At 54.2% G+C, this 26,279-nt stretch carries 27 protein-coding genes, 1 tRNA gene and 3 pseudogenes; 12 read left to right on the top strand and 19 right to left on the bottom strand.

What is annotated here, in order from left to right; genetic code table 11:
- The first annotated feature begins 103 nt into the window (after window positions 1–103).
- The 8 genes and pseudogenes from dsrO to KO116_RS25780 all read left to right on the top strand — a co-directional run.
- Entirely contained in the window at window positions 104–880 is a 777-nt protein-coding gene (gene dsrO, locus KO116_RS10845; RefSeq protein ID WP_035558060.1) for a sulfate reduction electron transfer complex DsrMKJOP subunit DsrO, read from the top strand.
- On the top strand, window positions 864–2,093 hold the full coding sequence (gene nrfD / locus KO116_RS10840) for an NrfD/PsrC family molybdoenzyme membrane anchor subunit (RefSeq protein ID WP_035558056.1): 1,230 nt from the start codon (window positions 864–866) through the stop codon (window positions 2,091–2,093). Before dsrO ends, nrfD begins: the two co-directional genes overlap by 17 nt.
- Complete coding sequence (locus KO116_RS10835; RefSeq protein WP_035558053.1) at window positions 2,086–5,181, top strand: molybdopterin dinucleotide binding domain-containing protein; 3,096 nt, start codon at window positions 2,086–2,088, stop codon at window positions 5,179–5,181. Before nrfD ends, KO116_RS10835 begins: the two co-directional genes overlap by 8 nt.
- A 233-nt stretch (window positions 5,182–5,414) precedes the next feature.
- Window positions 5,415–6,797: an NAD(P)/FAD-dependent oxidoreductase gene (locus KO116_RS10830; protein WP_035558050.1), complete on the top strand. Its 1,383-nt coding sequence runs from the start codon at window positions 5,415–5,417 to the stop codon at window positions 6,795–6,797.
- Between the two features lie 11 nt (window positions 6,798–6,808).
- A complete protein-coding gene (locus tag KO116_RS10825; protein ID WP_035558047.1) occupies window positions 6,809–7,150 on the top strand; it encodes a DUF5368 family protein in 342 nt (113 codons plus the stop codon).
- A gap of 101 nt (window positions 7,151–7,251) precedes the next feature.
- Window positions 7,252–7,807 (top strand): annotated as a pseudogene (locus tag KO116_RS10820) (cytochrome d ubiquinol oxidase subunit II); the annotation flags it as partial.
- A 501-nt stretch (window positions 7,808–8,308) separates the two neighbouring features.
- The gene (locus KO116_RS25785) at window positions 8,309–8,446 is read left to right on the top strand and encodes a YfdQ family protein (RefSeq protein ID WP_235272361.1); all 138 of its coding nucleotides are present in this window, start codon (window positions 8,309–8,311) and stop codon (window positions 8,444–8,446) included.
- A gap of 60 nt (window positions 8,447–8,506) precedes the next feature.
- A pseudogene (locus KO116_RS25780) lies at window positions 8,507–8,689 on the top strand (hypothetical protein); the annotation flags it as partial.
- Between the two features lie 34 nt (window positions 8,690–8,723).
- Here the strand turns inward: KO116_RS25780 and KO116_RS10810 are convergent.
- Window positions 8,724–9,811, bottom strand: a protein-coding gene (locus KO116_RS10810; RefSeq protein WP_144408582.1) for an IS3 family transposase whose coding sequence is annotated in 2 segments (ribosomal slippage) — window positions 8,724–9,559 and window positions 9,559–9,811 — 1,089 coding nt in all. Because the reading frame shifts where the segments join, the coding sequence is not laid out codon by codon here.
- Window positions 9,812–9,906: 95 nt separating this feature from the next.
- Here KO116_RS10810 and KO116_RS10800 point away from each other — a divergent pair.
- Entirely contained in the window at window positions 9,907–10,158 is a 252-nt protein-coding gene (locus KO116_RS10800) for a DUF2303 family protein (RefSeq protein ID WP_035558038.1), read from the top strand.
- A 52-nt stretch (window positions 10,159–10,210) separates the two neighbouring features.
- Window positions 10,211–10,426 (top strand): annotated as a pseudogene (gene ssb / locus KO116_RS10795) (single-stranded DNA-binding protein); the annotation flags it as partial.
- Here ssb and KO116_RS10790 read toward each other — a convergent pair.
- Both KO116_RS10790 and KO116_RS10785 read right to left on the bottom strand, forming a co-directional pair.
- Window positions 10,421–10,720: a hypothetical protein gene (locus KO116_RS10790; RefSeq protein ID WP_035558035.1), complete on the bottom strand. Its 300-nt coding sequence runs from the start codon at window positions 10,718–10,720 to the stop codon at window positions 10,421–10,423. The pseudogene ssb and the gene KO116_RS10790 sit on opposite strands and share 6 nt — an antisense overlap.
- A 101-nt stretch (window positions 10,721–10,821) precedes the next feature.
- Window positions 10,822–11,172, bottom strand: a complete 351-nt coding sequence (locus KO116_RS10785) for a cupin domain-containing protein (protein ID WP_035558715.1) — start codon at window positions 11,170–11,172, stop codon at window positions 10,822–10,824.
- Window positions 11,173–11,224: 52 nt separating this feature from the next.
- Here KO116_RS10785 and KO116_RS10780 point away from each other — a divergent pair, with 52 nt between their 5' ends.
- Window positions 11,225–12,244, top strand: a complete 1,020-nt coding sequence (locus KO116_RS10780) for an IS30 family transposase (RefSeq protein ID WP_035565798.1) — start codon at window positions 11,225–11,227, stop codon at window positions 12,242–12,244.
- A 179-nt stretch (window positions 12,245–12,423) separates the two neighbouring features.
- Here the strand turns inward: KO116_RS10780 and KO116_RS10775 are convergent, their stop codons facing one another.
- The 16 genes from KO116_RS10775 to KO116_RS10700 all read right to left on the bottom strand — a co-directional run bounded on the left by KO116_RS10775 (window position 12,424) and on the right by KO116_RS10700 (window position 24,981).
- Window positions 12,424–13,272: a PhzF family phenazine biosynthesis protein gene (locus KO116_RS10775; protein ID WP_035555755.1), complete on the bottom strand. Its 849-nt coding sequence runs from the start codon at window positions 13,270–13,272 to the stop codon at window positions 12,424–12,426.
- 734 nt (window positions 13,273–14,006) lie between these two features.
- Window positions 14,007–15,050, bottom strand: coding sequence for a hypothetical protein (locus tag KO116_RS10770; RefSeq protein ID WP_035555751.1), 1,044 nt, complete (start codon window positions 15,048–15,050; stop codon window positions 14,007–14,009).
- 564 nt (window positions 15,051–15,614) lie between these two features.
- Entirely contained in the window at window positions 15,615–15,908 is a 294-nt protein-coding gene (locus KO116_RS10765) for a hypothetical protein (RefSeq protein ID WP_035555750.1), read from the bottom strand.
- A 97-nt stretch (window positions 15,909–16,005) separates the two neighbouring features.
- On the bottom strand, window positions 16,006–16,641 hold the full coding sequence (locus KO116_RS10760; protein ID WP_144408581.1) for a hypothetical protein: 636 nt from the start codon (window positions 16,639–16,641) through the stop codon (window positions 16,006–16,008).
- Between the two features lie 146 nt (window positions 16,642–16,787).
- The gene (locus tag KO116_RS10755) at window positions 16,788–18,323 is read right to left on the bottom strand and encodes a YfjI family protein (protein WP_045812117.1); all 1,536 of its coding nucleotides are present in this window, start codon (window positions 18,321–18,323) and stop codon (window positions 16,788–16,790) included.
- Window positions 18,316–18,843, bottom strand: coding sequence for a hypothetical protein (locus tag KO116_RS10750; RefSeq protein WP_052703756.1), 528 nt, complete (start codon window positions 18,841–18,843; stop codon window positions 18,316–18,318). The genes KO116_RS10755 and KO116_RS10750 overlap by 8 nt, the downstream gene beginning before the upstream one ends.
- Complete coding sequence (locus KO116_RS10745; RefSeq protein ID WP_035555745.1) at window positions 18,833–19,249, bottom strand: hypothetical protein; 417 nt, start codon at window positions 19,247–19,249, stop codon at window positions 18,833–18,835. The genes KO116_RS10750 and KO116_RS10745 overlap by 11 nt, the downstream gene beginning before the upstream one ends.
- Window positions 19,246–19,494, bottom strand: a complete 249-nt coding sequence (locus KO116_RS10740) for a hypothetical protein (RefSeq protein ID WP_035555742.1) — start codon at window positions 19,492–19,494, stop codon at window positions 19,246–19,248. Before KO116_RS10740 ends, KO116_RS10745 begins: the two co-directional genes overlap by 4 nt.
- Entirely contained in the window at window positions 19,491–19,925 is a 435-nt protein-coding gene (locus tag KO116_RS10735) for a hypothetical protein (protein ID WP_035555740.1), read from the bottom strand. The genes KO116_RS10740 and KO116_RS10735 overlap by 4 nt, the downstream gene beginning before the upstream one ends.
- On the bottom strand, window positions 19,922–20,158 hold the full coding sequence (locus KO116_RS10730; protein WP_035555739.1) for a hypothetical protein: 237 nt from the start codon (window positions 20,156–20,158) through the stop codon (window positions 19,922–19,924). Before KO116_RS10730 ends, KO116_RS10735 begins: the two co-directional genes overlap by 4 nt.
- Window positions 20,155–20,361, bottom strand: coding sequence for a hypothetical protein (locus KO116_RS10725; RefSeq protein ID WP_045812116.1), 207 nt, complete (start codon window positions 20,359–20,361; stop codon window positions 20,155–20,157). The genes KO116_RS10730 and KO116_RS10725 overlap by 4 nt, the downstream gene beginning before the upstream one ends.
- A gap of 275 nt (window positions 20,362–20,636) precedes the next feature.
- Window positions 20,637–20,855, bottom strand: a complete 219-nt coding sequence (locus KO116_RS10720) for a helix-turn-helix transcriptional regulator (RefSeq protein WP_045812115.1) — start codon at window positions 20,853–20,855, stop codon at window positions 20,637–20,639.
- Window positions 20,856–20,945: 90 nt separating this feature from the next.
- Complete coding sequence (locus KO116_RS10715) at window positions 20,946–21,698, bottom strand: hypothetical protein (RefSeq protein WP_035555737.1); 753 nt, start codon at window positions 21,696–21,698, stop codon at window positions 20,946–20,948.
- Complete coding sequence (locus tag KO116_RS10710; RefSeq protein ID WP_035555734.1) at window positions 21,691–22,974, bottom strand: tyrosine-type recombinase/integrase; 1,284 nt, start codon at window positions 22,972–22,974, stop codon at window positions 21,691–21,693. The genes KO116_RS10715 and KO116_RS10710 overlap by 8 nt, the downstream gene beginning before the upstream one ends.
- Window positions 22,975–23,135: 161 nt before the next feature.
- Window positions 23,136–23,226: transfer RNA gene (locus tag KO116_RS10705), tRNA-Ser, on the bottom strand.
- Window positions 23,227–23,274: 48 nt separating this feature from the next.
- Complete coding sequence (locus tag KO116_RS10700; protein WP_035555732.1) at window positions 23,275–24,981, bottom strand: potassium/proton antiporter; 1,707 nt, start codon at window positions 24,979–24,981, stop codon at window positions 23,275–23,277.
- A gap of 152 nt (window positions 24,982–25,133) precedes the next feature.
- Between KO116_RS10700 and KO116_RS10695 the strand changes: the two genes are divergently transcribed.
- Window positions 25,134–26,279, top strand: a complete 1,146-nt coding sequence (locus tag KO116_RS10695) for an ABC transporter substrate-binding protein (protein WP_035555729.1) — start codon at window positions 25,134–25,136, stop codon at window positions 26,277–26,279.

The raw sequence follows: 26,279 nt of genomic DNA, 5'->3' as shown, positions 1-26,279 counted from the left end.
CCCATTGACACGTATCAATTTTCACCTTTAACAAAAGGCGTAACCTAAGCGTATTCCGACCATTCGCCCATGCGAATGCCGTTTAATTCGCCAAGGAGGCGCTATGGACGCAATACGCCGTTCGCTCTTGGGTCAAATGGCACGTTTAAGCGCCGGCGCTGCGCTGATACCGTTTTCAAGCCTTGCCCAAGCTGGCATCAATCAGCAACCTGCCCGCCGTGAAGGCGATCCCACTAAACGCTACGGCATGCTTGTCGATTTACGCCAGTGCATCGGCTGCCAGGCCTGTACGGTGTCGTGTCATATCGAAAACGCTGCACCGCTGGGCCAATTCCGCACCACGGTTTCCCAGTATGAAGTACAGCACCAGGAAAGCGGCGAATTAGCCACCTTTATGCTGCCCCGGCTGTGTAACCACTGTGAAAACCCGCCCTGCGTCCCGGTTTGCCCCGTAGAAGCCACTTACCAGCAGCAGGATGGCATTGTGGTGGTCGATAGTGACCGCTGCGTGGGATGTGCCTATTGCGTTAACGCCTGCCCCTACGATGCTCGCTTTATTAACCAACGCACGCAAACCGCCGACAAGTGCACCTTCTGCGCCCATCGTCTAGAAGTCGGTCTATTGCCCGCTTGCGTTGAGAGCTGCGTAGGTGGTGCCCGCGTGATTGGGGACATGCGCGATCCTCAAAGCCAAATCAGCCGCATGATTTACGAACATCGCGATGCATTGATGGTGCTACAACCCGAAAAACACACCCTTCCTCAGGTGTTCTACCTAGGCATGGATGAGCGCTTCACCACGCGTCCTACGGCAGAACCCGTCGCGCTGGAAGTACTCGACCCCCACGGTCAGGAGATGGGCTATGAATTCCACCATTGAGCTACTGGCACCGCGCTATGACATCGCCTGGTACCCGTGGGCGGTGCAGTACTTTTTCATGATTGCGGTTTCCTACGCCAGCCTGTGGCTAGCCGCCCCAGCACTGGTATTCGGCAAAAAAGCCTGGCTGCCTACCGCGCGTCTGGCGCTAATCGCTTGCGTTAGCACTACGCTGGTAGCGCCCGTTGCGCTACTCGCGGATTTGCACCAGCCGCTGCGGTTCTGGCACTTCTACGCTTACGCCAATAGCCACTCGTGGATGTCGATTGGCAGCGTTGTTCTGCCGCTTTATTTGGTTAGCGTGCTTGGCCTTGCTTGGCTGGCATGGCGGCCCGCGCTGCAGGCGCAGCGCAGCGCACCAGGACTCAGCGGCATGCTAGCTACTTGGCTTTCACTGGGCAGTGGCATAACGCCACGAGCACTGGTCGCCGTGGTAGGTCTGGCTGCGCTGGGGCTTTCCAGCGGCATTATGCTTTACACCGGTGCGGAGCTTGCAATCGTAAAAGCCCGCCCGCTTTGGAACACCGTATGGCTACCGCCTATGCTGGCGACCACGGGGTTTATCGCCGCCTCCGGGCTGGTATTAGTGCTGAACCGGGTTAGTGGGCTTTGTTCGCAAACCGCTATACGACAGATGCTGTATGTGCTGCTAGTGACCTGTGCACTAGCAGGCTTGGTTGCAATTAGCTGGTTTTTGGATGGCGTGAATGCCCACGTAGGCTCTGTTGCCGCCGCATTGGAATCCGTGCGTCATAGCGACTCGTGGCGCAATACCGCCCTATGGGGAGGGATTACCGGCTTAGCGCTCTTTGCCGCCGTGTTGTTTTTACTGACTCGCCCTACCCTGCGCCAGAAGCACGCGCGCGGTGTCCTAACCTCTAACCAGCCAGCACTGTTTGCCTGGGCATGGTTGTTAGGCCTCGTAGCCATACACATGGGCTGGATGTTCCGCTGGGTGGTGCTGATGGATGTTCAGCATGTGGCCCGCAACAGCGCAGGCTTTCATCACTACGGCATTCCCGCGGGCTCTTCCGGTATTTTAGGCATTGTTGGCACCTTCGGCCTCTGGCTCGCCGCTATTCTACTGATTGAACTGTTTATTCCCTGGCGGCAGGCCCAACAGGGCGGCCTTATAGCAACGCCCACTCACGCTACCCAAGATGCTTCTACTCATTCTCTCACCGCGAAAAAAGGAGCGTCTAGTCATGTCTAAGTCTGCTCAAGACCCGTCACGCCGCCGTTTTCTAAAAGGCGCTGCCGTCGCCGGTGGTGCAGCCACTTTTGCCGTGGGCTATGCCGACCCTTTGGCAAAAATGGCTAAGGGCATTACCGGTAGCGCGGGTGAAAAACCCAGTCACCATATTCATGGCAACTCGCTGACCCCAGAATATCGAGTCGATTTAGACACTGGCGAACTCACCTTAACCCCCGGCCAGCGAGTCGCCTTCACTATTTGCTACGGCTGTACCACACGGTGCGGCGTGAGAGTTAGGGTCGATGACGCCCTTGGCGAAGTACTGCGGGTATCAGGCAATCCCTACCACCCGCTGTCCACCGACGACCATTTACCCATGCGTACACCGGTGGCGGATGCACTGCGCAGTGTTAGCGCCTATGGCGAACAGGGCCAGACAAACCGCTCCACCGCCTGCGCCCGTGGCAACGCCATGATGAGCCAAATTACCAACCCTTTCCGTGTCGACCACTGTTTAAAAAGAGTAGGCAAACGTGGCAGCCGTCAATGGCAGAAAATCTCCTTTGAGCAACTCATTGAAGAAATCTGCGAAGGCGGCGACCTGTTTAACGAAGGCCACGTTGATGGACTGCGCGATATTCGCGATCACGACACCCTGATCGACCCTGATAACCCTGAATATGGCCCCAAGGCCAACCAATTAATGGTGATGGAAGCCACTGACTACGGGCGCTCAGATCTACTCAAGCGCTTTACCCTCAATGCCTTTGCTACCCGCAATTATGGTCACCATGGCGCTTACTGCGGGTTGGCTTTCCGTATGGGATCTGGCGCGGTGATGAACAATATCGTCACCAACGCCCACGTTAAGCCGGATATCCAAAACGCACGTTTTATCATGTATATCGGCTGTGCGCCCAGCCAAGCGGGCAACCCGTTTAAGCGCCAAGGCCGTTTGATTGCCCAAGCCCGTGCAGCCGGTACGTTGGAGTACGTAGTGGTCGACCCAGCGCTCAATGCCGCCACCTCCCACGCAGCCGACAACAACCGCTGGGTGCCTATTCGTCCTGGGACAGACAGCGCTTTTGCCATGGCAATCATCCAGTGGCTACTTGACAACCAGGGCTATGCTAGCAACTTCCTAGCCCTGCCCGGCAAAGCCGCCGCCGATGCAGCGGGCGAAACCACCCACTCCAACGCCACTCATTTGGTAATTGACACTTATGAACACTCGCGCAGAGGTTATTTTCTTCGCGCCAGCGACCTGGGCCTAGCAGAAGCGGGTAGCGATGCTGACTCGCCGGTGGTAGTGGCCAATGGCGAACTCGCGCTAAGCGAAGAGGTGATGACCGCCGAGCTCTTTGCCGAACGTCCGGTTGAGCTTGCCGATGGCACCACCGTGACCGTCAAAAGCAGCCTGACGTTGCTAAGCGAATCTGCCCACGAGTACGACCTAGACACCTACGCAGAACATTGTGGCATTCCAAAGGCGACGATTATTGAATTGGCCAGCCGCTATGCCAGCCATGGCAGAAAAGCCGCGGTTAACTGTCACGGCGGCATGATGTCGGGTAACGGTTTCTATGCCGCGTTTAGCGTGCAAATGCTGAACCTACTGGCGGGCAACTACAACATGAAGGGTGGCAGCGCCGTGGGCGGTGGCACTTACAGCGGTACCGGCGAGGGCCCACGCTACGATTTAGCCAACTTTCCTGGTAAGCGCGCGCCGCAGGGGGTATTTCTATCCCGCTCGCGCTTCCCCTACGAAAAGTCTTCCGAGTATCAGCGCAAAGTCGCCGCAGGCGAAAACCCTTACCCGGCTAGAGCGCCGTGGCGCTCGCTGGCGCCGCCGACGCTCACAGAGCACCTACCCTCGGCACTAGATGGCTATCCTTACCCCATCAAAGCGGTGATTGGCTGTATGGCTAACCCGATTTACGGTCAGGCTGGCCTAAAAGGCGTCATTGTCAATAAGCTGAAAGACCCCAAACGGCTGGGACTCTTTGTTGCCGTGGATGGTTTTATCAATGAAACCAACCGCTACGCCGACTACATTGTGCCTGATTCTGTAATGTACGAGGTGTGGGGCTTTACGGGCGCGTGGAAAGGCACCCTGGGCAAGCTGACCACCGCCTGCTGGCCCGTGGTGGAGCCGCGCCAGCAAAAAACCGCTGAGGGCGAACCGGTGTCTATGGACAGCTTTTTTATCGCTGTGGCCAAACGGCTTGGCCTGCCCGGCTTTGGCGACAACGCAATTCCCGATGCCCAGGGCAATCTGCACCCGCTCAATCGCGCAGAGGATTATTATCTGCGGGCCGCGGCCAATATCGCTTTTCAAGAAGAACCATTGCCAGAAGCCGACGATGCTGATGTTGCCCATGGAGGCATTGCCCCACTGGTGCCTAAAATCGCACGAACGCTAAAAACTGATGAACGCGCTCGAGTCGCCTATCTCTATGCCCGGGGTGGACGCTTTGAAGATGCCAGCGAGCACTTCATCGGTGAAAAATTGAAATACCAGTGGAAGCAAACGCTATGTGTTTACAACGAATCAGTCGGCACCAGCATTGATACCACTAATGGCCTGCCCAATAGCGGCGTCCCCTGCCATAAGCTGCCTCAGATGGCGAACAAGCAACCCATGCGCGAGGTGTTTTCGGAGCAAGAGTGGCCGCTGTTGGCGTTCTCGTTCAAATCCAACCTGATGAACTCTTACGCTATCGGCAGTGAGCGGCTGCGTATGATCAAGCCTTACAACCCGATACAGATGCACCGCCAAGACGCAGAGCGCTTTGGTATCCAGCACGGCGATACCATTCGCATAGAAAGCCCTGGCGGAAGCGTAGTCGGGTTGGCGCTAGTCAGTGAAAGCGTAATACCTGGTGCCTTGGGCATTGAGCACGGCTATGGCCACCGGGATTTAGGCGCAACGCCACATATTATCGACGGTGAATCTCAACCGGATATGCCTTGGATGCGCGCGGGTATCAATATCAACGATCTAGGCTTTAAAGACCCCACGAGGAATGTGGATGGCACTTGGCTTGAGCCCATCAGCGGGGCCAGCGTGCGCCAGGGTTTGCCGGTAAGGGTTAGTCGAGTTTAGCTGATAATCGTTTTTCAGAGCTGACGGATCATTCGGTGGGAATTACTGCAGAGCTTCCTAACGAATGAGTGATGAAGCTCATTGATACATTTTCAAATTTACTTCTGACTTTTTATAAAGGGCTTTTCTGTTAAGTAAGACAAAATGTTTATGGCTTTCTTACGCAAAAATCAAATAATGGAATAAGGATATTCCCAAAATACATATATTAGCCCACGCTGAAGGAGTCTTCCATGCAAAAATCACCGTTATTGACACGAAGAGAGTTATTGAAAGTTGGCTCTGGGCTGAGTGTGGGTAGCTTACTACCGTTCAGCGGGTTATCTGCTAGCACTCTGCGAACACAAGCACATATCGTGATTGTTGGTGGCGGTGCAGCAGGCATGGCAATGGTGAACCGACTCGCCAGACGCCTACGGGGAGGAACTATCACACTCGTGGAACCTCGCGAAACTCACCACTACCAACCGGGCTGGACAATGGTAGCTTCTGGGATATGGGCGGCAGAAAGAACAACGCGCCTTAATGCACAGTTTCTTCCACGAGGAGTCAAATGGTTGCGTGACTACGCAGACAGCATTGATGCTGACAGCAAGCGTATAACTCTCGTCAGTGGCGAAACGCTGGAATACGATTTCTTAATTGTGGCCTCCGGCATTCAGCTCAATTACCACTTGATCGATGGTATGACACCAGCGTTGGTGGGGCAGCACGGGATTGGCAGTGTGTATGCAGGTATCGAGGGAGCATCACGCACTAACCAGGCCATTCAAACGTGGCTCCAGAGCGGTCATGGAAGAGGAATATTTACCGCGGCCCCAACACCCGTAAAGTGCGCCGGGGCACCGCTAAAAATGACATTCACAACACTAAGTCGTTTAGAAGACACCGGGCGACGTGACGCTTTTGATGTGGACTATATGGCTCCCGGCGCTAGTCTTTTCTCTCAACCTTGGGTCGATGAGTTCATTAAGCAGCGCTTTGATAGCCAAGGCATTAACCGACGCCACCACTATCGACTTTCCGCCATTGACCCTCAAGCCAAACAGGCTGAATTTGCTTTTGTAGGGCCTGAAAGCGAGTTCACATCCCACCACCAACTTCGAGAAGCTGAATTCAGACGCGATGACCAGCCAACAGTCATCGCAGACTACGACTTTCTTCATGTCGTGCCTCCCATGAGTGCCCATGATTTTGTCAAACAGAGTGCTCTCATCGCACAAGACGGTCCGTTTAGGGGCGAGTGGTTAGATGTTGATATCCACACGCTGCAGCACAACCGTTACCCCGAGGTATTTGGCATTGGCGATGTGATTGGTGCCCCAATTAATAAAACAGCCGCCAGCGTTAAAGCGCAAGCACCGGTAGTCGAAGAGAACCTACTTGCCGTGATGCAAGGGAATGCGCTTCCTGCAAGCCATAGCGGTTATACCTCGTGCCCCATGATTACCGGCATAGGCAAGGCCATGCTGGTAGAGTTTGGTTACGCCGATAACTTCGCATTTATGCCTTCATTCCCTTTTATTGATCCCACTGAAGAGTCCTGGGCCGTATGGGTAATGAAAGACCGCATGCTTCAACCCGCTTACTATGCTGTGCTTGAAGGCAAAGCATAAGGAGAGCTGACATGTCCATTAACGGTATGCTGACCATATTGATGTACGCCTTAGCACCCTTTAGGTGGCTGCTCATAATGGGATTAATCATTATCATCGCCCTGCACCTGCTCACTTATCGACGCGGCTATAAGATCACTCACCACCGTAGCCGTCTCACCAACCTATTAGCCCTATTAATCGGGCTAACAGCCATACTCTGGATTCCTTGGCTCACTCACTCGACGCTTGGCTATGTAGCAACAGTATTTGACTGGATAGCGCTGCTAGGTGCTGCCGCTGCCACGAGTGTTATGGCATTTATCATCTTGCATCCCTTGAGCTATTTGATTAGCTTTCGGGACAAGGAATGACCTTACCAATGACAGCACGTGAAGGATTAGCGTTTGCTAACCCCAGTCAAACGGCTCATATAAGAGTGATGCACCGTACCTTCGCGCCTCATGTGCACATGGGAGCTGTTGTAGGTGCCTACATCCAGAGGTTTGCCGTTGAAGATTTTCGCTATGTCGGCGGTGCGCTCGACTGGTTAACGCCTTTCACAGTGCTAACAGGGTTAGGGCTGATGGCAGGCTATGCGCTCCCTGGCTCATTATGAAAACAGAGGGGCATGTACAGCAATGGGCCTATGCGATTACACCAAAGTTGTTGTTAGCAGTACTGGTCGTGTTTGCCATGGTGAGCACCTGGACACCACTTGTTAGCCCTGAGGTATATAGTCGCTGGCTGGAACAGTCCAGCTTATTTGGGTCTTTCCCCTGCTGACCTTAGTGTGCTCAGGCATGGTTTACCGAACGGTGAAGCGCCAAGATGAAGGCCTCCCTTTCGTCATGTCTCTTGGCATCTTCCTGTTTACCTACCTTGGGCTAATTGCAAGTAAGTGGCCCGTGATTGTGCCGCCTAACTACACCATTTGGGATGCCTCTTCTGCACCGGAATCCCAGCTGTTTCTGTTGATAGGCTTTCTGTTTGTTATTCCCATTGTGCTGGCCTACACCGCATGGTCCTAATGGGTGTTTCGCGGTAAGGTCAAAGTGGGAGAAGGCTATCACTGATCTAACCACCCTCAGTTCACTTTAAGGGGAGCGCCATTATGGGCGGTGGGCCAGCTTTCACCTATGCTGCCCAAGCCCTTGAGGCGTTCGATAGTTTCGCCAGTCAAGACTAAGCGGCCTTGGCATGCGTCCCCACCCTCTTTTAAACATTAAGAGGGCCAACCCAGCTCTCCTAACGATGAAGAATTACCGTTGGCAGCGAGTAGTAAGGATAAGGCATGAACCTATGGCTATTAGCCGCTAGCACTCTCATCGCCAGCATACTGGTTGCTATTCTCTTTCACTGTTTTCATCAGCACCTGCGCCAACAACTTACCGCACCCGTGAATCAGTTATTGCCGTTTTACAGAGATCTCTCGACTCGCAAAGAACGATATACCTCCCCTTTTAAGCTTTCAGTTCATCACCGTCTTGACGATATAGTATCTATCTCGACCGTATTACTGCAGTTATTCTATGGATCCAGGAACCAAGGGGCTGATAGATTTTATTGCCTACGTGGCGGGTCGCCAGAGCGAAGCGCCTGTATTCATCGACCGCGACGCCATGGCCGCATGCTCCTATCTGGATATCGGTGTTAAAGAGCGCCCCTGACACTGTGACCATTCCGCAACACTCAACCTACCTAAAACACCAGAGTTCACCGCCTACCTTCGCGCCGATTCCAATACCTTAGATCAAGAAGAAATGGTCGAGTTGGTAGAGGACTGGGGCCACCTGCTGGAATTCGAAAACAACAAAGGCGAGCCATTAGAGCGCGGCAAGGTGATTCACGCTTTCCGCAAAGTCAGCCTCGACGACCTCACGAGCATCGAAAGCGACAAACAGGAACGGTAATCCCCCCATTTTTAGAGGGCTTCAAAAGTAGACCTCAGGCCATCATGGCCAACTTCTGTTGAGGAGTGATTCCTCCGAGTCCCATATTGGGTCGTTCGTGATTGTAGTGCCAGAGCCAGCGAGTAGCATAATCCTGGACTTCTTCGGTGCTGTCGAACAGATACTGTGCCAGCCAATCGTAACGCACCGTGCGGTTGTAACGTTCGATATAGGCATTCTGCTGGGGTTTGCCGGGCTGGATAAACGCCAACACAATGCCTTGGTTTTCCGCCCAGTTCGCCAACTTGCCGCTGATGTATTCAGGGCCGTTGTCACAGCGAATAGAGCGCGGTTTGCCCCGCCACTCAATGATCTGCTCCAGTGATCGGATAACGCGCTCTGCCGGAAGCGAGAAGTCTACTTCGATGCCAAGGCCTTCGCGGTTGAAGTCATCAATCACATTCAGCAGCCGGTAGCTGCGACCATCGTTGAGCTGGTCGTGCATGAAGTCCATCGACCAACTGTCATTGATCATTTCCGGCACGGCCAATGGCTCCGGCTTTTCACGAACCAGGCGTTTCTTGGGTTTTATCCGCAGGTTCAGTTCCAGCTCCCGATAAATTCGGTAAACCCGTTTGTGATTCCAGCCAAACCCTTTGACGTTTCTCAGGTGCAAAAAGCACAGGCCGAAGCCCCAATTTCGCTGGTTATGGGTCAACCGGGTTAGCCAGTCGGCGATCTCGGCATTCTCGCTGCTGAGCTTGGCCCGGTAGCGATAGCAGGTCTCGCTGATGCTGAACATCCAGCAAGCCAGTCGAATACTGATGCGCTTCTCATTGACGGCTTTCTGCGCCATCTCACGGCGTCGAGACGGCTTCACCACTTTTTTTCGATGGCTTCCTTGAGGATGTCCGCTTTCACTCGTTCCTCAGCGTACATCTTCTTGAGCCGTCGGTTTTCATCCTCTAGCTCTTTCAGCCGGGCCATCATGGACGCATCCATGCCGCCGAATTTAGCTCGCCACTTGTAGAAAGTCGCACTGCTCATGCCATGCTCACGACATAGCTCTGGAACCGGTGCGCCGCCTTCGGCTTGCTTGAGAATTGACAGTATTTGGCTGTCGGAAAAACGTGATTTTTTCATGCAGAATCTCCCTGCGCTTAGCTTACGGAAAATTCTACTTTTGAACACTCTGGTTTTTCGGGGGGATTACCGAACATTCTAGCCGTGGGAGCGTGATGAATAGCGTCACCGTCAAAAATGCCGACCGCTTGCCCACTGTTATTAATTGGAAGCTTACTACTTACGAGGGCCTGTCAGAGCTCACGCTGGCAATGCGCGTATTCAGCAAGACCAAAGGCGGTCCATCGTTTGGATTGCGTGCTATTGCTCTGGATGCCGCTAAAGAAGAGATTGCCGCCGAGTTCGCCAAGCTGGTAACGGACGGCCTGCCAGAGAGCGAGTGCTTGCTGGGCACCTTCCAAGCTTAACAGCAGCCCATAAGCACAGAGGGCCTTCGGGCCCTTTTTATTAGGAGGTCACATGGCCCGAGGCATTAATAAAGTCATCTTGATTGGCAACCTGGGCCAAGCCCCAGAAGTACGCTTCACTCAAGGCGGTACCGCTGTCGCCAATCTCAACATTGCCACTGGTGACAGCTGGATGGATCGCAATAGCGGCCAACGCCAAGAGCGAACCGAGTGGTATCGAGTCATCTTATTCAAGAAAACGGCAGAGATTGCCCAGCAGTTCTTAAAGTGTAGTGGTTAAGTAAAACGGGATGTTTCTCCTTTCGCCATCAGATTTAGCGGATTGCTCGGTGCAATTCCAATACGTGTGATCGAGTGCAGAGCGAAAGTTATGGATAATGTCGCCAATAATGATTGCTCCTTGATTGGCAACTTCCTCATCCTTCTTCGCAAACGTCGCTTTCTCGCCAGTTTTGAAATTGGTCTCCACAAAATACCTGAAAGGCTTATGTTTACGGATCAGAGCCGCCAACTCAGCGTAATGTTTTTCAGCTCTTTGGTCCTTAAGGCATGCGCTATTCATGGTTTCGCTCTAACGCCGCGTTAAGTAGTGAGCAACGCCACTGATTCAAACCAAAAATGCCGAGCGTTGCTAATCTGCCTTAAACGCTTTGTTATGGCGATTTACTTTAGACTTGCTTGAATAATTAGTAACTCAATTTCATTGTTCGATGTATTAACCAAACCATGGGTGCCAAAACGTTTATTAACTATCATATCTCCTGAAGCCACTTTTCTTTCCTCACCTTCAATGGTCATAGTGCCTTCACCTTTCAAAATGATATACATTTCTTCATCGTTTCCATGAGTATGCTCGCCCATGGAGCTGCCCGGTGGCATGACAACACGAATAGCGAAATCCCAAGCACCATCAAAATCTTTACGCCTGAACGCACGATAGATGTCTATTGATCCTTCTCCATCATGACTATTTTCATCCACTTCTTTATCGCAAGTATAAAAATTACGTATCACGGCGGTCTCAATGAGCAAGTGCAACACGTGACCCATCAGGTACGGTGTTGCTATGACTTACTGCTATCGCCATCTCACTGCTGAAGACCGAGCCGCCATCATGATGATGCGAGCGACTCATTCAATCCGATCCATCGCCACTCATCTGGGCCGTGCACCGAGCACCGTGTCGCGAGAACTCGCTCGCCACACGGTCGACCCCATCAAGGGCTACGATGCCGGCTTGGCGGGCTACCGGGCTCGCCTGACGCGGCATCGGCCACGTCAGCGTCCCAAGCTGCATCCCGACGGCGAGCTCTTCGAGCTGGTGGTCTACCTGCTGCGCAAGTACTGGTCACCGGAACAGATAGCCCGCACACTGAAGCGCATGTCTCCTAACGAATCACGTCGACAGGTCTCGCATGAGGCCATCTACAACGCGCTCTATGTGATGCCCCGTGGCAGCCTCAAGAAAGAGCTCATCGCCTGCCTGCGGCAGGGCAACGGCAAGCGTCGGCCACGTAGCCGTGGCAAGGATCGACGCCAGCAGATTCCCGAGCTCGTTAGCATCCATATGCGGCCGCCTGAGATCGAAGACCGCCTGATGCCTGGCCATTGGGAGGGCGATCTCATCATCGGTGCCAACAATCGCTCCGCCGTCGGTACGCTGGTGGAGCGCACCACGCGCTTGGTGATCCTGGCGAAGATGGATGGCACCACGGCCACCGCGGCGGCCGTTGGCTTCAGCGACAAGCTCAATGAAGTGCCACGAGCCCTGCGTCTGTCCATGACCTACGACCAGGGCAGAGAGATGGTGAAGCATGCCGAGATCACGCAGAAAACCGGTACGGCAATCTACTTCGCTGACCCGCATAGCCCATGGCAGCGGGGCTCCAACGAGAACACCAACGGACTGTTGCGGCAATACTTGCCGAAGGGCACGGATCTGTCGGTCTACAGCCAGGAAGAGCTCGACGAGATCGCCGACTCACTGAACACGCGGCCGCGCAAGACACTGGACTGGCGCACGCCGCTGGAAGTTTACGCCGAGGTGCTCAAGAAATCGGTCGCTGGCCCGAGCACCCTTCAATAGCGTTGCGCTTGGAACTTGAGACCGCCCACCTTTCCCGAACTCCTTTCTGATTGTTTCCCGCAGATCTGCTGAGCGCCATAACGGTTTCGCTCATCTGCCGCTATGGAGCACTAGCGGAATAGCGGTCAGGTGCAGCGCCTCGTTATACATCGAAGTTAATGTTGACATCTTTCATTCCGCTATATTTCAACTTCACCGTTGATGCAAGTAAAGGTGTCGCCACCCACCCAAATAGTGCCATCAGTGTCCCGATTTATACGTGGTCGACCCTTCCTACCGAGCCGCGTACCTTGGCTTGAAACATAAGGAGCTTTCACGCGCCCACTGGTAATTAGCCATTCCGCCAGGGACGCATTGAGACTGCCCGTTACAGGATCCTCTGTCTTTTGCCCATGCTCATCGCTAAAAATCGCTCGCACCTCAAAAGCGCACTCCGAGCCTTCGGGATAGGGACCGACGAGACCGATATCGAGGTTACCATTGCCAGAACGACGACTAAAATCGGGCTCTATAGATAGAACGGCATCCGCACTTGCGAGTAATATTCCAACCCAGCCAGGTCCATTGTCGACCCACTGAACATCAACAAATTCGTTGCGGTTGATACCCAAGACGGTCGCTAACTCTTCAACAAACGACTCTTCAACCTCGCCGGACCGTAATAGTGAGGGAGCCGAGAACGCGAGACCACCATCGGACCTGATTGGCACCAAACCGGCTCCGCATTCTTGAATGATTCGGTCACGTAGTTTGGGCTTACCACCAGCTTCTAGCCATGCATGACAGGTACCAAGTGTAGGATGGCCCGCGAATGGAAGTTCATGGGTAAGCGTGAATATCCGGACACGGTAGTCGGCCTCGTCAGACCTTGGAGGCAGGAGAAAGGCACACTCTGATAAATGCATCCAGCGCGTGAAATTCTGCATATCTTCGGTAGAGAGCCCCTCAGCGTCCAGAACAACCGCGACTGGATTACCCGTGTAGCGATGCTCTCCAAAAACGTCGATTTGTTTGAACCGTCTCCTCATTAAAGACACCTTCCCTCAATTTAAATGATGGTATAACAGGTATTAGACTGCTGATATTATGAATGGAGGAACGTGCCAGCACGCTCCTCCGACAAATGCAGCTTAAAAAAATCTACGCTAAGCCATTGATAGATATAATTACAAATTTCCATTAGGCTGAATATCCAAAGTTCGCACGCCTGCTGCATTTCCCGACACGTTCGCTCAGGGTCGATATCGGACTATCGAAATTTCTCACAATTCTTAAGAAGACAGTATCTTAATGAAAAGAGGGTGTCACCTCTCACGAGCGTGCACGCATGAAACTTTTACTGAACTATGGTTCGAGGGTAAATGACAAAGAATCAGCAGTAAGTGAGACAGCGCCCAAAACATTTCAGTTTTACTCAATGAGAGCCAAAACCAAAGTATGGGCTAGGGTATGGTCTGACTGAATTACAGACACAAAAAAGCCGCTGAAATCAGCGGCTTATTCGTAATATGTGGCGGAGGGACAGTCCGCTTACGGCTCTTTTAATTCATATACTTAGCATACATTTTTATTTTTACCCAACATACCACCCAACATAAAAAAAGGCGCTTGGGTGCGCTTTGATGCGGCATTATGCGATGCTTTTTTCTGTTTTGGTTGGGTTGTCGGCCACGGCTAAGGAGCAAAGCCTGTCGACTGTCGGCGTTTTACTGACGCGGCGGCACTGTCCGACTAATCCGCCCTGCTTAGAATAAACGCAGTCTTAAATTTTCAGCGTAACGTCAACGCCGTGAACGTTGCCCGCTGTGTTGTAATGATGAAACTTGATTCCAGGCAGCATAACGGCAACTTGCTCCCCCGTGCGTGGTCGGCGCCCTTGCCGCTGCGCTACAGCCTTCTCGTAACCATTCCGCGCTTCATAAAGCTGTTTCGTAATGCTCTGCATCTCTTCAGCTTCTAAAAAGTCGATTAAGCGCTTTTCGCTTTCCTTTGTTTGCTCTTCGTACACATTTAACGCCACCTCATTGTGCAGCAAGCTCAACTCTTCCGCTTGTTCTTCCACCTTACATAACTTCGACTCAAGCCCTCTTCGTGCTGAAGATCGTTTATCGGCCTCTTCTTTTGCCTTAGTCGCTCGTGCTTTTGCTTTGGCGAGGGCAGCGGCTGCACTTCGCTGCTCTGAATCGGTGGAGTCTCCTAACGCTGCTGAAGCCTCAATGTCGTCTAGTTGTTTTTGTGCGGCTCTAGCTTCCCTCACTGCTTGCTTAATAGCACCGTTATCATCCGTCATGCTGTCGAGAGCTTCCCGGACGCGAGCCTTTTCGCTGTTTAGCCGTGCCTGCTCTTTTTCCAGCATCTCCAAGGCTTTCAGATCGGCGTGTGGTGGATTGCTTACAAGGCTTTGGAGCTCAATTTCTAATGCATCTTTTTGGCCTTCCAGGCTTTCAAGTCGCTGCAAGGTGGCCTCAGCGGCCTTATTCGCCTCTTTTAATTCTGCGAGCTCTTGTTTGGGCTGAAAAGCTAAGTCAGTGCGGCCTTTGTCCATAAGATCGGCTACATGTTTGCTAAGTGCTGCGGTGATGCTTTGCCGCTCTTTATCGGTGGGTAAGTGCTGAAGATCACGACGAAAGCCCATATGGGCTTTGGCATCCATGGCGGCATGCCGGGCTTTATTTTCTGCAACCGTGTGGCTGGATCGCGCCTCAGTGATTGCCAATTCATCAATGGCCACCTTCAAACTTTTGCGGCGGATTAGCCATGCTTGCCATTCGGCTTCTACTTTCGATTGCTTCCGTATTCCAAACATATGATTAACCTCTTGTTAGCTCTCGGTGGCCAAGTGCGTCTAGTAATAGAAGCCAACCAGCCGCGTTAGCGTCCCCGCTTTCCGCTAATTCGTTCAGAAATTGCGTTAGCTCTCTTCGCCTGCGTAGTGTCATACCTACTTGCTGGCCTCTTGGCTTCGTCATAACTCCAGACCCATGTATATATAAACAGTATCATTATATATGCTTTGCACCCTCTTTATAGATGTTTTATTTGTGCTTTTCGCTACTTCGCATGGCTTGTGAGAAACCGGTTTAACCAAGTCGGTAGCAAAGCACAAAAGCGCGTCTAGTACCGGCTCTGATCACGGTGCAACCGTATCGCTAGCTTTTGCAGATTAGGTTGTTTTAGTTGGTGCTTCAGAATGGGAAAAAAGGAGCATCCCCAGCAACCACGCAGTCTATAGGCCAAAGGGGAAGCGATAACAAAACAACAACCTCGCCTTGGAAAGTTCTCATAAATAGCGCGAAATCGAGAGTCTGCGCCCCCGTAGCTACCGGTACGGCCGTCCAGGAGGACCCAGGCGTTTTTCAGGACCAGCGGCTTACGGCTGCAGATCTCGCTTCCAGCGCTCCAGGTGCCCGGGGGTGCAACCTGCGTCAATATCGGTCAGCGCTTCATCAGCAAGCTGATCAAGGCGGCGCTGTATTCGCTTCACGCCAGCATTATCCCCCCGGCCTATGGCCCAAGATAGGCGGCGCTCCAAAAGTTCGCGCTCACTTTCTAGGCGTTCATCCCGGTACTCTTCAGCCCCCCGGTAGGTGTGCTTAAAGGCGTTATCGTTAATCTTGCGGGCGTCGGTCGCGAAGTTTCGGCGGCTTTGATTGGTGCGGCGCATAGTACCCCCCGGTGGTTGGCGTGATCGTCTTTACTGAATGAATATACAGTTTCAGCGCTCAGGCGTAAAAAAAGCCCAGCAGGTGCCGGGCTGGGGGTTACTGAAGGCGCTTAGACTTATGGCCACTCATTAGCAGGAGGTTGGCAGCGCGGCGGCCTGCATTGTCCTTAGCGTGGCTGCGTGGTTCTTGCTGCTCTGCCTGCTGCCACGCTTCAACGTACTGGCGGGCTAGGCGCATGGCGTGACCTGGGGCCAAGGTAACCAGCCTCACGCGGATATAGCGCTTATCTTCAGCCACCAGCGGGCAATGCCGCTCTATCATCACCAGCCAGGGCTCTATGATGGGCATAACGGTTTGCTGGCGGTTTGTGGTGGGCACCTCACCAACAGGTTCAGGCAAAGCAGGCCAGCAGGCTTTGGCAGCTGCCATGGTGCCCATGTCTGTTAGCAGGTGGCGGCATTGCTGGCGGGCACTAGGTAGGTCAGGTGCTACCGTAAACGCATCATCTAGGGCTGCGATAACTTCAGCACGCACAGGATTAGTCAACGGCATCAGCCTTTCACGTGCCAGCCTCTCAAGATCGCCACCAAGGTCACGACCTATGGCCTTCAGCGTGTCTAACATGGCATCTACATCGCCAGCACCTCCCCCCTGTTTTTCCTGAAATGCCTTAGTTGTGTTACTGACTTTTCTGACAGATTTGGATAAGTCAGTTTTGTCAGTTGCACGCATGGGGCTTTTCTGGATTGCAGCGGCAGCACCTGCCGTTTTGCTAAATGCCCCAGTTGTGTCACTGACTTTTCTGACAGATTCTAATAAGTCAGTTTTGTCAGTAACACACATAGGGCTTTTCTGGATTTTAGATAGCCAGCGTCCCATTAGCGCACCTCCCCAACCGGTACCAATTCCGGGTGCCAGTGGTAATCCGTTCTAGGCTTAGTGGTGGTTGGCACTTCCAGCGCGGTCAGGTGGTGGTGTTCCACCAGCACGTCAAGAGCGTCACGTACTGCCTCTGTGCTATCCATGCCTGTCCATTGCTTGCGGCGTACGTCTCGCGATGTGAACGGGGTAGGCAGCTTATCCCGGCGCTTAACTATCAGCGCGGCCCCTATGGCTCCCCGGTTGGTGGCTGCGCTGTATAGGCGCTCTGCATGGGTCTTTAGGTAGTCTGCCCATTCAAGGGCGCGGGCAGCGGCTACCCCGCCAACGGATCCACCTTCCCCCTCTATCAATTCAAACAGCAGCGCCAGCCCGGCGATGGTCTGGGGCATCTTGAGTAGGTGGCTTTCCAGCGCTGGCGCCAGGTCGCTTTCACGGGCCTCAGCGTTGATACCTTCCATCCACTCAATGAATAGCGCCTGAGCCTCTGGGGTGAAGCGCCACGCTGGCGGCTCACCTTCGGCATCGGTTTCTAGCGCCAGCCCTTGCAGCCTGTAAAAGGTTTGCTCGTATGCGTGCCGTGCCTGGGGGTCAGGGGCGCGGTCACGCCAGCGCCATTGCCTCAGATCGTCTGGCCACACGGCTAGCTGAAGGCGCTGAACCAATCCATCGTTGGCGGTGCCATTGCTGGCGCTGCGTACGATGGGGGCTATCTTGTCGGGTTGAATGCCGCCAATCATGGATAGGGTGCAGTTCTCTATCTCGATGGTGCCCCGGCCTATGCGGTCATAGGTAAAGCGTCCGTTACCGTCAAAGCACTCGAGGTAAAAGGCGCGGTCGCTTTGGTAGTCATCCTGCGCCAGCTTACCTAACCAGCCCGCTAACTCATCACGCACCAGGATAAGGCCGTTGGGGTTCTCGTTTAGCAGCTCCCCTAGTTTTTCAACGGTGGCGTCATTAACGATAAGCCGCGGCTTACCTGGGGCCGGTGCTTCATACTCGGCCTCTACCAAAACGGCTAACGCTTCGTCTCGCTTGCCCTGCTGATGTAGCTTTTTGGCTTTGTCCTCCGTGGCCTTCTTTTCCAGCTCAGCCAGCTTTTGCTCTGCCTTGTACTGCTGAAGGGCTTCGCTGTGGTTGTCGCTGGCGTCTTGCTGGATCCGCACCAGCGGGGCAAGTGCGGCTTTCATGCTGGGGCTTTTCATGGCGCTGGGGCGTCCAATGATCGCGCCCCATTGGTTGGGTGTGACTGTCCAATCATCCCGCTGCTTGGGGCATACCAGCACCTTACGGCCTACCAGTGCAGACAGCGCACAGATTGCCGTCACGGCTACAAAGTCAGGCGGGCACTGCTGGCGGTCGGCTACGTCCATCACATAGGCGCTGATAGCATCAGGCAGCATGTCAGGCTGAAACGGGGCTACCGGTGCCAAGGCGCTAGGCAGTGGCAGTAATGGCTTGGGCGCTCCGGGCTGGCGGTTCTGGGCGTAATCATCTAGCCAGGTAGCCCCCCTTGCTTGTGTAGCCTCATACATGGCAACCCACCTCCCTTGCCGCGTTACGCAAACGACCGGCAGCGGTGGCCAGTCGGTCAAGATCGGCACGCGCCAGCCGTTCGCCCCGGTGTGTGGCTTCCGCTGCTAGTAGAGTAATCAGCGCCTCTTGTGCTATGGCGCTTAGCACGTCACGGGGAACCCAACGCTCACCAGGGCGCCTGCTGGCGTGGTAGTCATCCCGGTCACGCTGCGGGAACAGATCTTTAAGCTCTAGGCCCACGGCTGCTAGCACGTCCGGCGTGGGGCACTCGGCAAAGCACTTCACTAGGACGGTGCCGTCTGGCGTTTCACGTACTGCAAGGCTCGGTGATCGGTCTTGGTGGGCTGGACAGCACGCCAGCCAGCGACCGGGGCCGTTCTCTTTCACCTTTTCCAGGCGTGACAGCAAAGCGTAAACGTCCGGGCGTGTGCTATGCTCAGGCTTCGCGTTTGCTTTGGTAGGTGGCGCGACAGCCCGGCCATTGCGCCGGGCTGCTCTGTTTTGGGTGCTAGCTTCCATCGCTACCCCCTGCCTTATCGGCTACCTTGATCGTGCCCACCATCAGGCCATCACGGCCCATGCGAATATCAGCATCTTCAGCGGTTACTTGCAGCATCCGCGGGCCTTGCTCGAATTGCTTGGCGGCGTCTTTCAGCAGGTGCGCTAAGTCGTGGGCATCATCGGCACACAGCGACAGCACCACACGCTTTGACGCCTGGGTGATCGGGTGCTGGATGAAGCTCATCGCTTCCAATAGCGCGTTGGTGGCTTCCGATATGTGGTGACAGGCATGGGCATAGTGAGCAATGGCTTCAGCGGCCACGCTATCAGCTTGAAGCTCTTCAGCTAGATCGTCCACCTTGTCACCAATGGCCACCAGCGCGGTTACTTGGTCTAAGGTCAGGTGCGTTTGGCGGGTATTCATACATCACCCCCAGCGCCAGCGGCCTTGCGGGCTTCTAGCTCGAGGATGGTGTCAGCGCGTGAGCTGGCGTGATGCGATAGGTGCTTAATGGCCGTGACCATGCAACCGCGGTGGAAACGCCCAAGCATTTGCGGATCGTCTTCACTGCCTTCTCTACAGCCATCCTGCTCGAGCAAGTCCGCCAGGCCAACAATAGCGGCCATCATGTCTTGGATGTCTTCGGCGTGGGTCTGAGTGTGATTCATGACACCACCTCCCACTTATCGCCGCTTAACACTTCAATTCGAACTTCAGTCAACGGGACAGCGCTAGGAACAGCAAACCATTGCTTTGGGTTGACGCCTTGCTCACTTCCTACCTCTTCCATGGCGTAAACGTGGCGCTTGGGGATGCCTGCAAACTTGCTGGCTGCTCGCCAGGGCATCAGGCGTGTATCATCAGCAGGCAATGCAAACCGCACACAACCGACGCTGTTTCGATATTCTGCAAAAGTGAGCTGTTGCAAGAAGCCACCCATCCAACGCGACTTTGTTGCAGTCGGCTCCCAGAACGGATGCGCTGAAAACCAGAGTAACGGCTGCTCGCCTTCCTGATCGGCGCGGGGCAGCAAGTGCCCGGCCTCGAGTATCAAGGGCAGCTTTTGGGTCTGATTGGTGTAATGGTAAACCTGTTTCATGACACCACCCCCTGCTCTTGCGTGGCTTTATCAATAGCCTCAAGGGCGTCATAACCGCGATTGGCTAACTCATCAATGGCAGATAGCAAGTGACCCATATGGTTGTCATTGAGGGTAACTGTTTCGCCCTCGCAGCCTTTGCGGGATAGGTCTTGCTGGATGATGTCAGTAAGGCCGCTAATGTTGCCTAGCAGATCCTCTAGTTTGTCGAGCTGGGGCTTAACGGAACTCATGCCACACCCCCGGCGCTGCGTTGTGCAGTTTCCAGGGCGCGGGCTTCTAGCTGTTGGGCTTTTTCAATGTGGTGGTTGTAACGCTTTAGGCGGGTGCTGGCGCTGCTGTTGGCAAACAAGGCGGCTTTCGCCATTGCTCGATGGGCAGCGGCACGGCTGGATAAGTTGCGGGTAATGACGTTGGACAGGCGTAGTAATGCCATGGGTGTGACTCCTAGAGTTGAGGAGCCGCCCCCGACTGTCGCCAAACAGTTGGTGGGGGTGGCTGTACGCAGGTTGGCGAACCGGCACTCTAGGAAACCGGCAGACCCGAAGGTCTCCCACGCACAACCACCATAATCATGAATGCCAGGCATTAAAAAAGCGCCTGATTCATGGTGGGCGCTAGTGCGCCTAGAAGTATTCGGGTCGCCAAACCCGGCTGACGATTTTGCGCCAGCTCCATCAGCGTAAACGCAGGGCGTCGCATTGGCAAGCATTAGCACGCCTCCCGCTGGTTTTTTTCCCATGCTTCAAGGTCTGCCAATGCCCAGCGCGTAACGTTTGGGCCTAGTTTGATCGGTGCAGGAAAGGTGCTTTCTTTTGCCCAGCGGTAAATGCTGGCGCGGTGGACGCCGTAGCGGTTAGCGGCTTGTTCAGCGCTTAGGAATTCATTGCCGGGCTTGGCGGGTATCTGGGGTTTCGTTTTCGCTGTCATGCTGCTTTACCTCGTCGTATTGGCTAACGGGGTAAAGCATGGCGTTGTGACGGATTGGAGTAATTGTCAGTTTTTTACTCTTTTTGACAATTACGACTTATTGGAATTACCAAAGCTATCCATTTTATTGCCTAATTTTTTCAATTCTTTTTGCATTCCAGGCGCATAGTACGCACGGCTTACCACCGAAGCAGACATACCATACGGCTCGCCAGCAAGTTCAAATAATGGTTCTCCTATGGGATAGCGTTTAGGATCCTGGCGATTTTTATTAAAGACGGTTAGCACCGCCGAGAACCTTTGTTCAGCGCGTTTATCTACTTCGCGCTTGGGGTGTGACTGTAAACCAAACTCCTGCCCGATATACTCCACATGCTTAGAACGGTAAGAGCTTGCAGCGTGCCCAAGCATCTCCATTTGGATAGTTTCAAGGGGCTGCCACCCATGGGCGTAAACATTCGACAGGGCATCGATTGCAGCCAGCAAATGGCCTAAATCCTCTCCATGCTTTTCAATGAGTTCAACCGTTTTTTCCTCACGCTGGCGCCTAATACAGCCAACATCAAAAATCACTTGTGCCATATTGGTGTAACGGGTGATTTGTTCCCGCTGGCGCCCACAGACATACTGGAAAATAACTCGAGCGGCATCTTCCCTTGGTGAAGTGACCGGGCCATCAAGTATCCAGGGTGGTGGCGCAAACTGTGCATCAGGGCGACGCTCGTAAGTGCGCTTACGCGGAGTTAAGTTGCAAAAGCCATATTGACCGCGGTGAAGGTATTTGCCCAACCGCTCTAGCACTCTGTCCAGATCGTCTTGGATCGCCTTCAGATCATCATCCATCGGTGGCCACCTCTCCCCTGATCGGTGCAACATTGCCAGCGCCAGCCGGGGCAGGCACGGTTACGAAAGCGGCCCACTGATCCATCACGCGGGCACGCTTGGCGTATAGGTCGCTGCGGCGGTAAGCCGCCTCTGTGCCGTTGCGGATGCTATGCGCCAGTGCTGCCTCTGCCACTTCGTGAGGGGTACCGGTGCGCTCTGCCATCCAATCCCTGAACGTTGACCGGAAACCGTGAACCGTTGCCCGGTGATCCTCTTTCATGCGGCGGAGTAAGGCGGTCATGGCGGCATCAGACAGCAGCTTGCCTTGAGGGCTTATAAAGACGTATTCCCGCGCCTGGGACTGCTCTTTGAGCAAGGCCAATGCTGGCGCGGATAAGGGAACGCGGTGTTCCTTGCCTGCCTTCATGCGGCTGGCGGGTATCGTCCAGGTGGCGTTGGCCAGGTCTATTTCATCCCAGCGAGCGCCACGGGTTTCACCAGAACGGCAGCCGGTCAGGATCGTGAACGCCAGGCACTTGGCCGCGTCCCCGGTGCGCAGATCGAGGGATTGCCAGAACGTCCGCATGGCGGCGATCGGCATGGCGCGGTGGTGTTCCACCTTCGCCACTTTGGACGGTGACGGCAGTATGGTGTCGAGGTTGCCTTTCCAGCGTGCCGGGTTATCGCCGCTGCGGTGGCCGTTGACGGTTGCCCAGCTCAATACCGCTTCAATTCGCTGCCTAACACGGGTAGCGGTTTCCGTTTTGGTTTCCCAGATCGGTTGCAGCACTTGCTTGACGTGTACCAGCTCAATATCTGAAACGGCCATTTTTCCCAAGGTGGGAAAGGCGTAGGTTTCTAGCGTGGCTTGCCATTGCTTACCGTGCTTTTGGTTGCGGCTCTCTGCCTGCTTAATCTTGATAACCGCGGCGGCCGCATCGGTGAAGGTGATAAGCGCCAGCTCAGCAGCGCGGCGTGATTGACCAGCGGCTTTTCTTTCGGCAACAGGATCTATACCAGCATCCAGCTTTTCACGAATAGCGCGGGCCTTCTCGCGGGCCAGTGCCAACGTGACACCGGGGTAACTCCCCAGTCCCATATCACGACGCACTTTGAACGGCTTACCAGATTCAGCTAGGCGCGTCTCACCAGTGGCGTAACGCAACACCCACGACCGGGTGCCAGTCTTGGCGACCTGCAGATATAAACCAGGCACTTCACCAGCGGCATAGAGGCCGCGTTGTGTGAGTCGCTTCACTTCCAGCGCGGTTAACGGCTTCGTTTGTCTTGGCATAACGGGCTCCTAACTCCTTACCCAACATCCCACCCAACATAGAGTTTGCGCTTGTGTGCGATGCTGTGCAACCCGATAAAACACCATGCGAACGTAAGTTATTGATTATGCGGAGTACAGACGAAAAAAAGCCCGCGATTAGCGGGCCTTTTAAAGCGTTATGGCGGAGGGACAGGGATTCGAACCCTGGGTAGGTTATTCACCTACGCCGGTTTTCAAGACCGGTGCATTCAACCGCTCTGCCATCCCTCCGGCTTATGGGTGCGTATAATAACAGCTTTCCCTTGGAAGTCAACGCCTTTAGTACAAACGTAACCCGACGCGGGTAATCTTGCCGCCTTCCATATCGCTGACTACCCAATGAATACCGTGCCAATCTACATCATCCCCGACGACCGGGTGCCCACCCACGCGTAGGGCAATAAACTCAGCCAGGGTCATGTTTTGCTCACCGGGGCTTAGTGTTAGGCCATAGGCCTGGGCGATATCCTGCATTTGTGCGCTGCCATCCAGGGTAAAGGTGCCGAAGAAGGCACGTTCCTGCTTGAGTTTGGCATCGCCATTGAATAGCCGGTTAAGGGAGTACAGGTCTTCTGAGCGGCCGATAACGCAAATCACGTCCCCAAGTTTTAAGCGCGTGCTGCCCTTGGGGTGAAGCATGGTGTGGTTGCGGAACAGCGCCGAAATCAGCGCCCCGGATGGGAAGCGGAGAAGCCGGATAGGCACGTCCTCCAAATCCTGGTTCTCTACGCCGTAAACAAATAGCTCAAAATCGTTTTCTGGCAAAATGCCCAGCGGGCCGCGTCGGTTAGGCACGGTGCCTACCGGTACTTCTACCTTCAACCACTTGGCCATCAGCGTCAGCGAGCCGCCTTGAATTAGCAGCGACATCAATACCACGGCAAACGCGACGTTAAAGTAGAGTGAAGCGTTTTCAACCCCACCAATCACCGGGAAGATAGCCAGTACGATGGGCACTGCCCCTCTTAAACCGACCCAGGCAATAAAGAAGGTTTCCCGCCAGCGGAATTTAAAGAACGGTTTGATAGTGATCAGCACGGCCAAGGGGCGCGCAACAAAGATAAGCGCCAGCGCCACCAAGCCGGCAGGTAGTGCCACGTCCCACAGTTCACTCGGCGTCACCAGCAGGCCAAGCACCAGGAACAGGCCAATCTGGCTAAGCCATGCGAGGCCATCGTGAACAGGGAGGATAAAGTTGAGATGGCGACCCGGCTGATTACCAATCATCAAACCGGCCAAGTAGATAGCCAGGAAGCCGCTGCCACCCAGCACACTGGTTAGGCCAAACACACTGAAGCCAAGCGCTAATGCCAACATCGCATATAGGCCGGGTGCCAAGTCTAGCCAGCGCAGCAGTTTAGCGCTCAGCCAGCCGCCACCCAGGCCGACAATCAAGCCAATGCCGAACTGGGCAATAAAAAACAGCAGCGTTTCGGTGGGGCCACCAATATCGCCAACTAACAGCTCTACCAGCATCAAGGTTAGGAAAATCGCCATCGGGTCGTTGGTACCCGATTCAATTTCAAGCGTGGCGCCTACCCGCTCGTTAAGATTGACCCCGCGGCCACTGAGCATGGAGAACACCGCAGCGGCATCGGTAGAACCAACAATGGCACCGACCAACAGACCCTGCACGATGGTGAGATCAAAAATCCACATCGCGATCACGCCAACAATAGCGCTGGTGATAAAGACCCCAAAGGTCGCGAGAGAGAGCGCGGGCTTAAAACCTACCCGGAAGGTTTTGAGGCGAGTACGTAGACCACCGTCTAACAAAATCATGGCGAGCGCGAGATGGCCGATTGCAAAAGCCATGGAGTAGTCATCGAACACAACGCCTAGCACGCCTTCTTCACCTGCTAGCATACCTAGCCCAAGGAAGATCAGCAGTAGTGGCACACCCATCATTGACGATAAGCGGCTGGCCAAGATACTGAGCGCCATCAGCGAGCCGCCTACCAAAAAGAACATATAAATTGCGTCCATGACTCTCCGTCTCTACATCAATACAGCGCTATTATTACATGTAACCGTTGAATTTACTGTGTCTTCTCCACGCGCCCTTGTGGTTAAAGGGCTAGTCAGAAGCTTTCCCGGGCGGCTACACTTCGCCGTTACAACATTTGGAGTTACTGACTATGTTGCGCTGCCTGTCACGCTATTGGCACCCTACCCTGTTGAGCCTCATCTTTACGTTATTATTTTTTAATTCAGCTAGTTACGCAAATGAAGAGAATGAAGTAAGCAGTCATGAAACCGCCCCCCTAACGTTGGATACCGACGTTGAGGTGCCGGATGGCTTATGGCGACCCGTTGAAAGGGAAAGTGAAAGTGATACCGAAGCAGCGCCCACTATGGCACTTTCCCCAGCCCCGCCTCTTGAGCCACCGCCGGTTAAACACCTGACGCTGATGCTGGATTGGTACCTAAGCCCACAGCACGCTGCCTTGGTGATTGCGAAAGAACGAGGCCTGTATATTAACCAAGGGCTTGAGGTAGAGATTCAGTCACCGGCCGACCCTTCCATCGCCATCAAGCTGCTAACCGCAGGCGAGGTTGATCTAGCGTTAACGCGCCAGCCGCTGCTTCATCTACAAGCCCATAACGGCGCACCGATTATCCGGATTGCGACACTGATTGAAACGTCGCTTACGGCGGTCATTGTGGCGGGGGAAGAACAAGCGGAAACTGAAAATACTTTGGCAGGGTTACATTACGGTTATACCACTGGAGAAGGCCGCGACCTGAGTATTCCTCGGTTACTACCCCGCTCAGTACAGCAAACCGATGATTTCGCAGCACCGGTCAACTTACACTTCGACCCAATACGAGCAATGCGGGAAGGCCAAATCGACGCAGTCTCGGATGGTTTTTATCACTACCTTCCCCAGCAGCTAGCAACGGAAGGGATTAACACCCACATCATTCGTTTCGATGAGCTGGATCTTCCCCGTAGTGACGGCTTAGTAGTGCTGGCCAATAGCGATACCCTTGCCCGCCGCGCCGATACGTGGTCTCGCTTTGTGCTTGCCCTTGAGCAGGCGAGTCACTGGATCGTCGACAATCCTGATGCTGCCTGGGAGCTGCTCATTAGTACCCACCCGGTGCTCGATAATGACATTAATGCTGGGGCCTGGGAGGACATCCTGCGACGCATGGCGCTTAACCCAGCAGCACTAGATAGCCGACGTTATGCCGCCTTTGAAACTTTTTTGCAGCAAACGGGCATTACTAGCGATGTGTTGCCGGTATCGCGTTTAGCGGTAGATCCGCACACGTTATAA

Source organism: Halomonas sp. KO116 (assembly GCF_000734975.2).
GTDB lineage: Bacteria > Pseudomonadota > Gammaproteobacteria > Pseudomonadales > Halomonadaceae > Vreelandella > Vreelandella glaciei.
The sequence above is the reverse complement of the archived record's forward strand: the minus strand, read 5'-3'. Positions and strand labels throughout refer to the sequence as shown.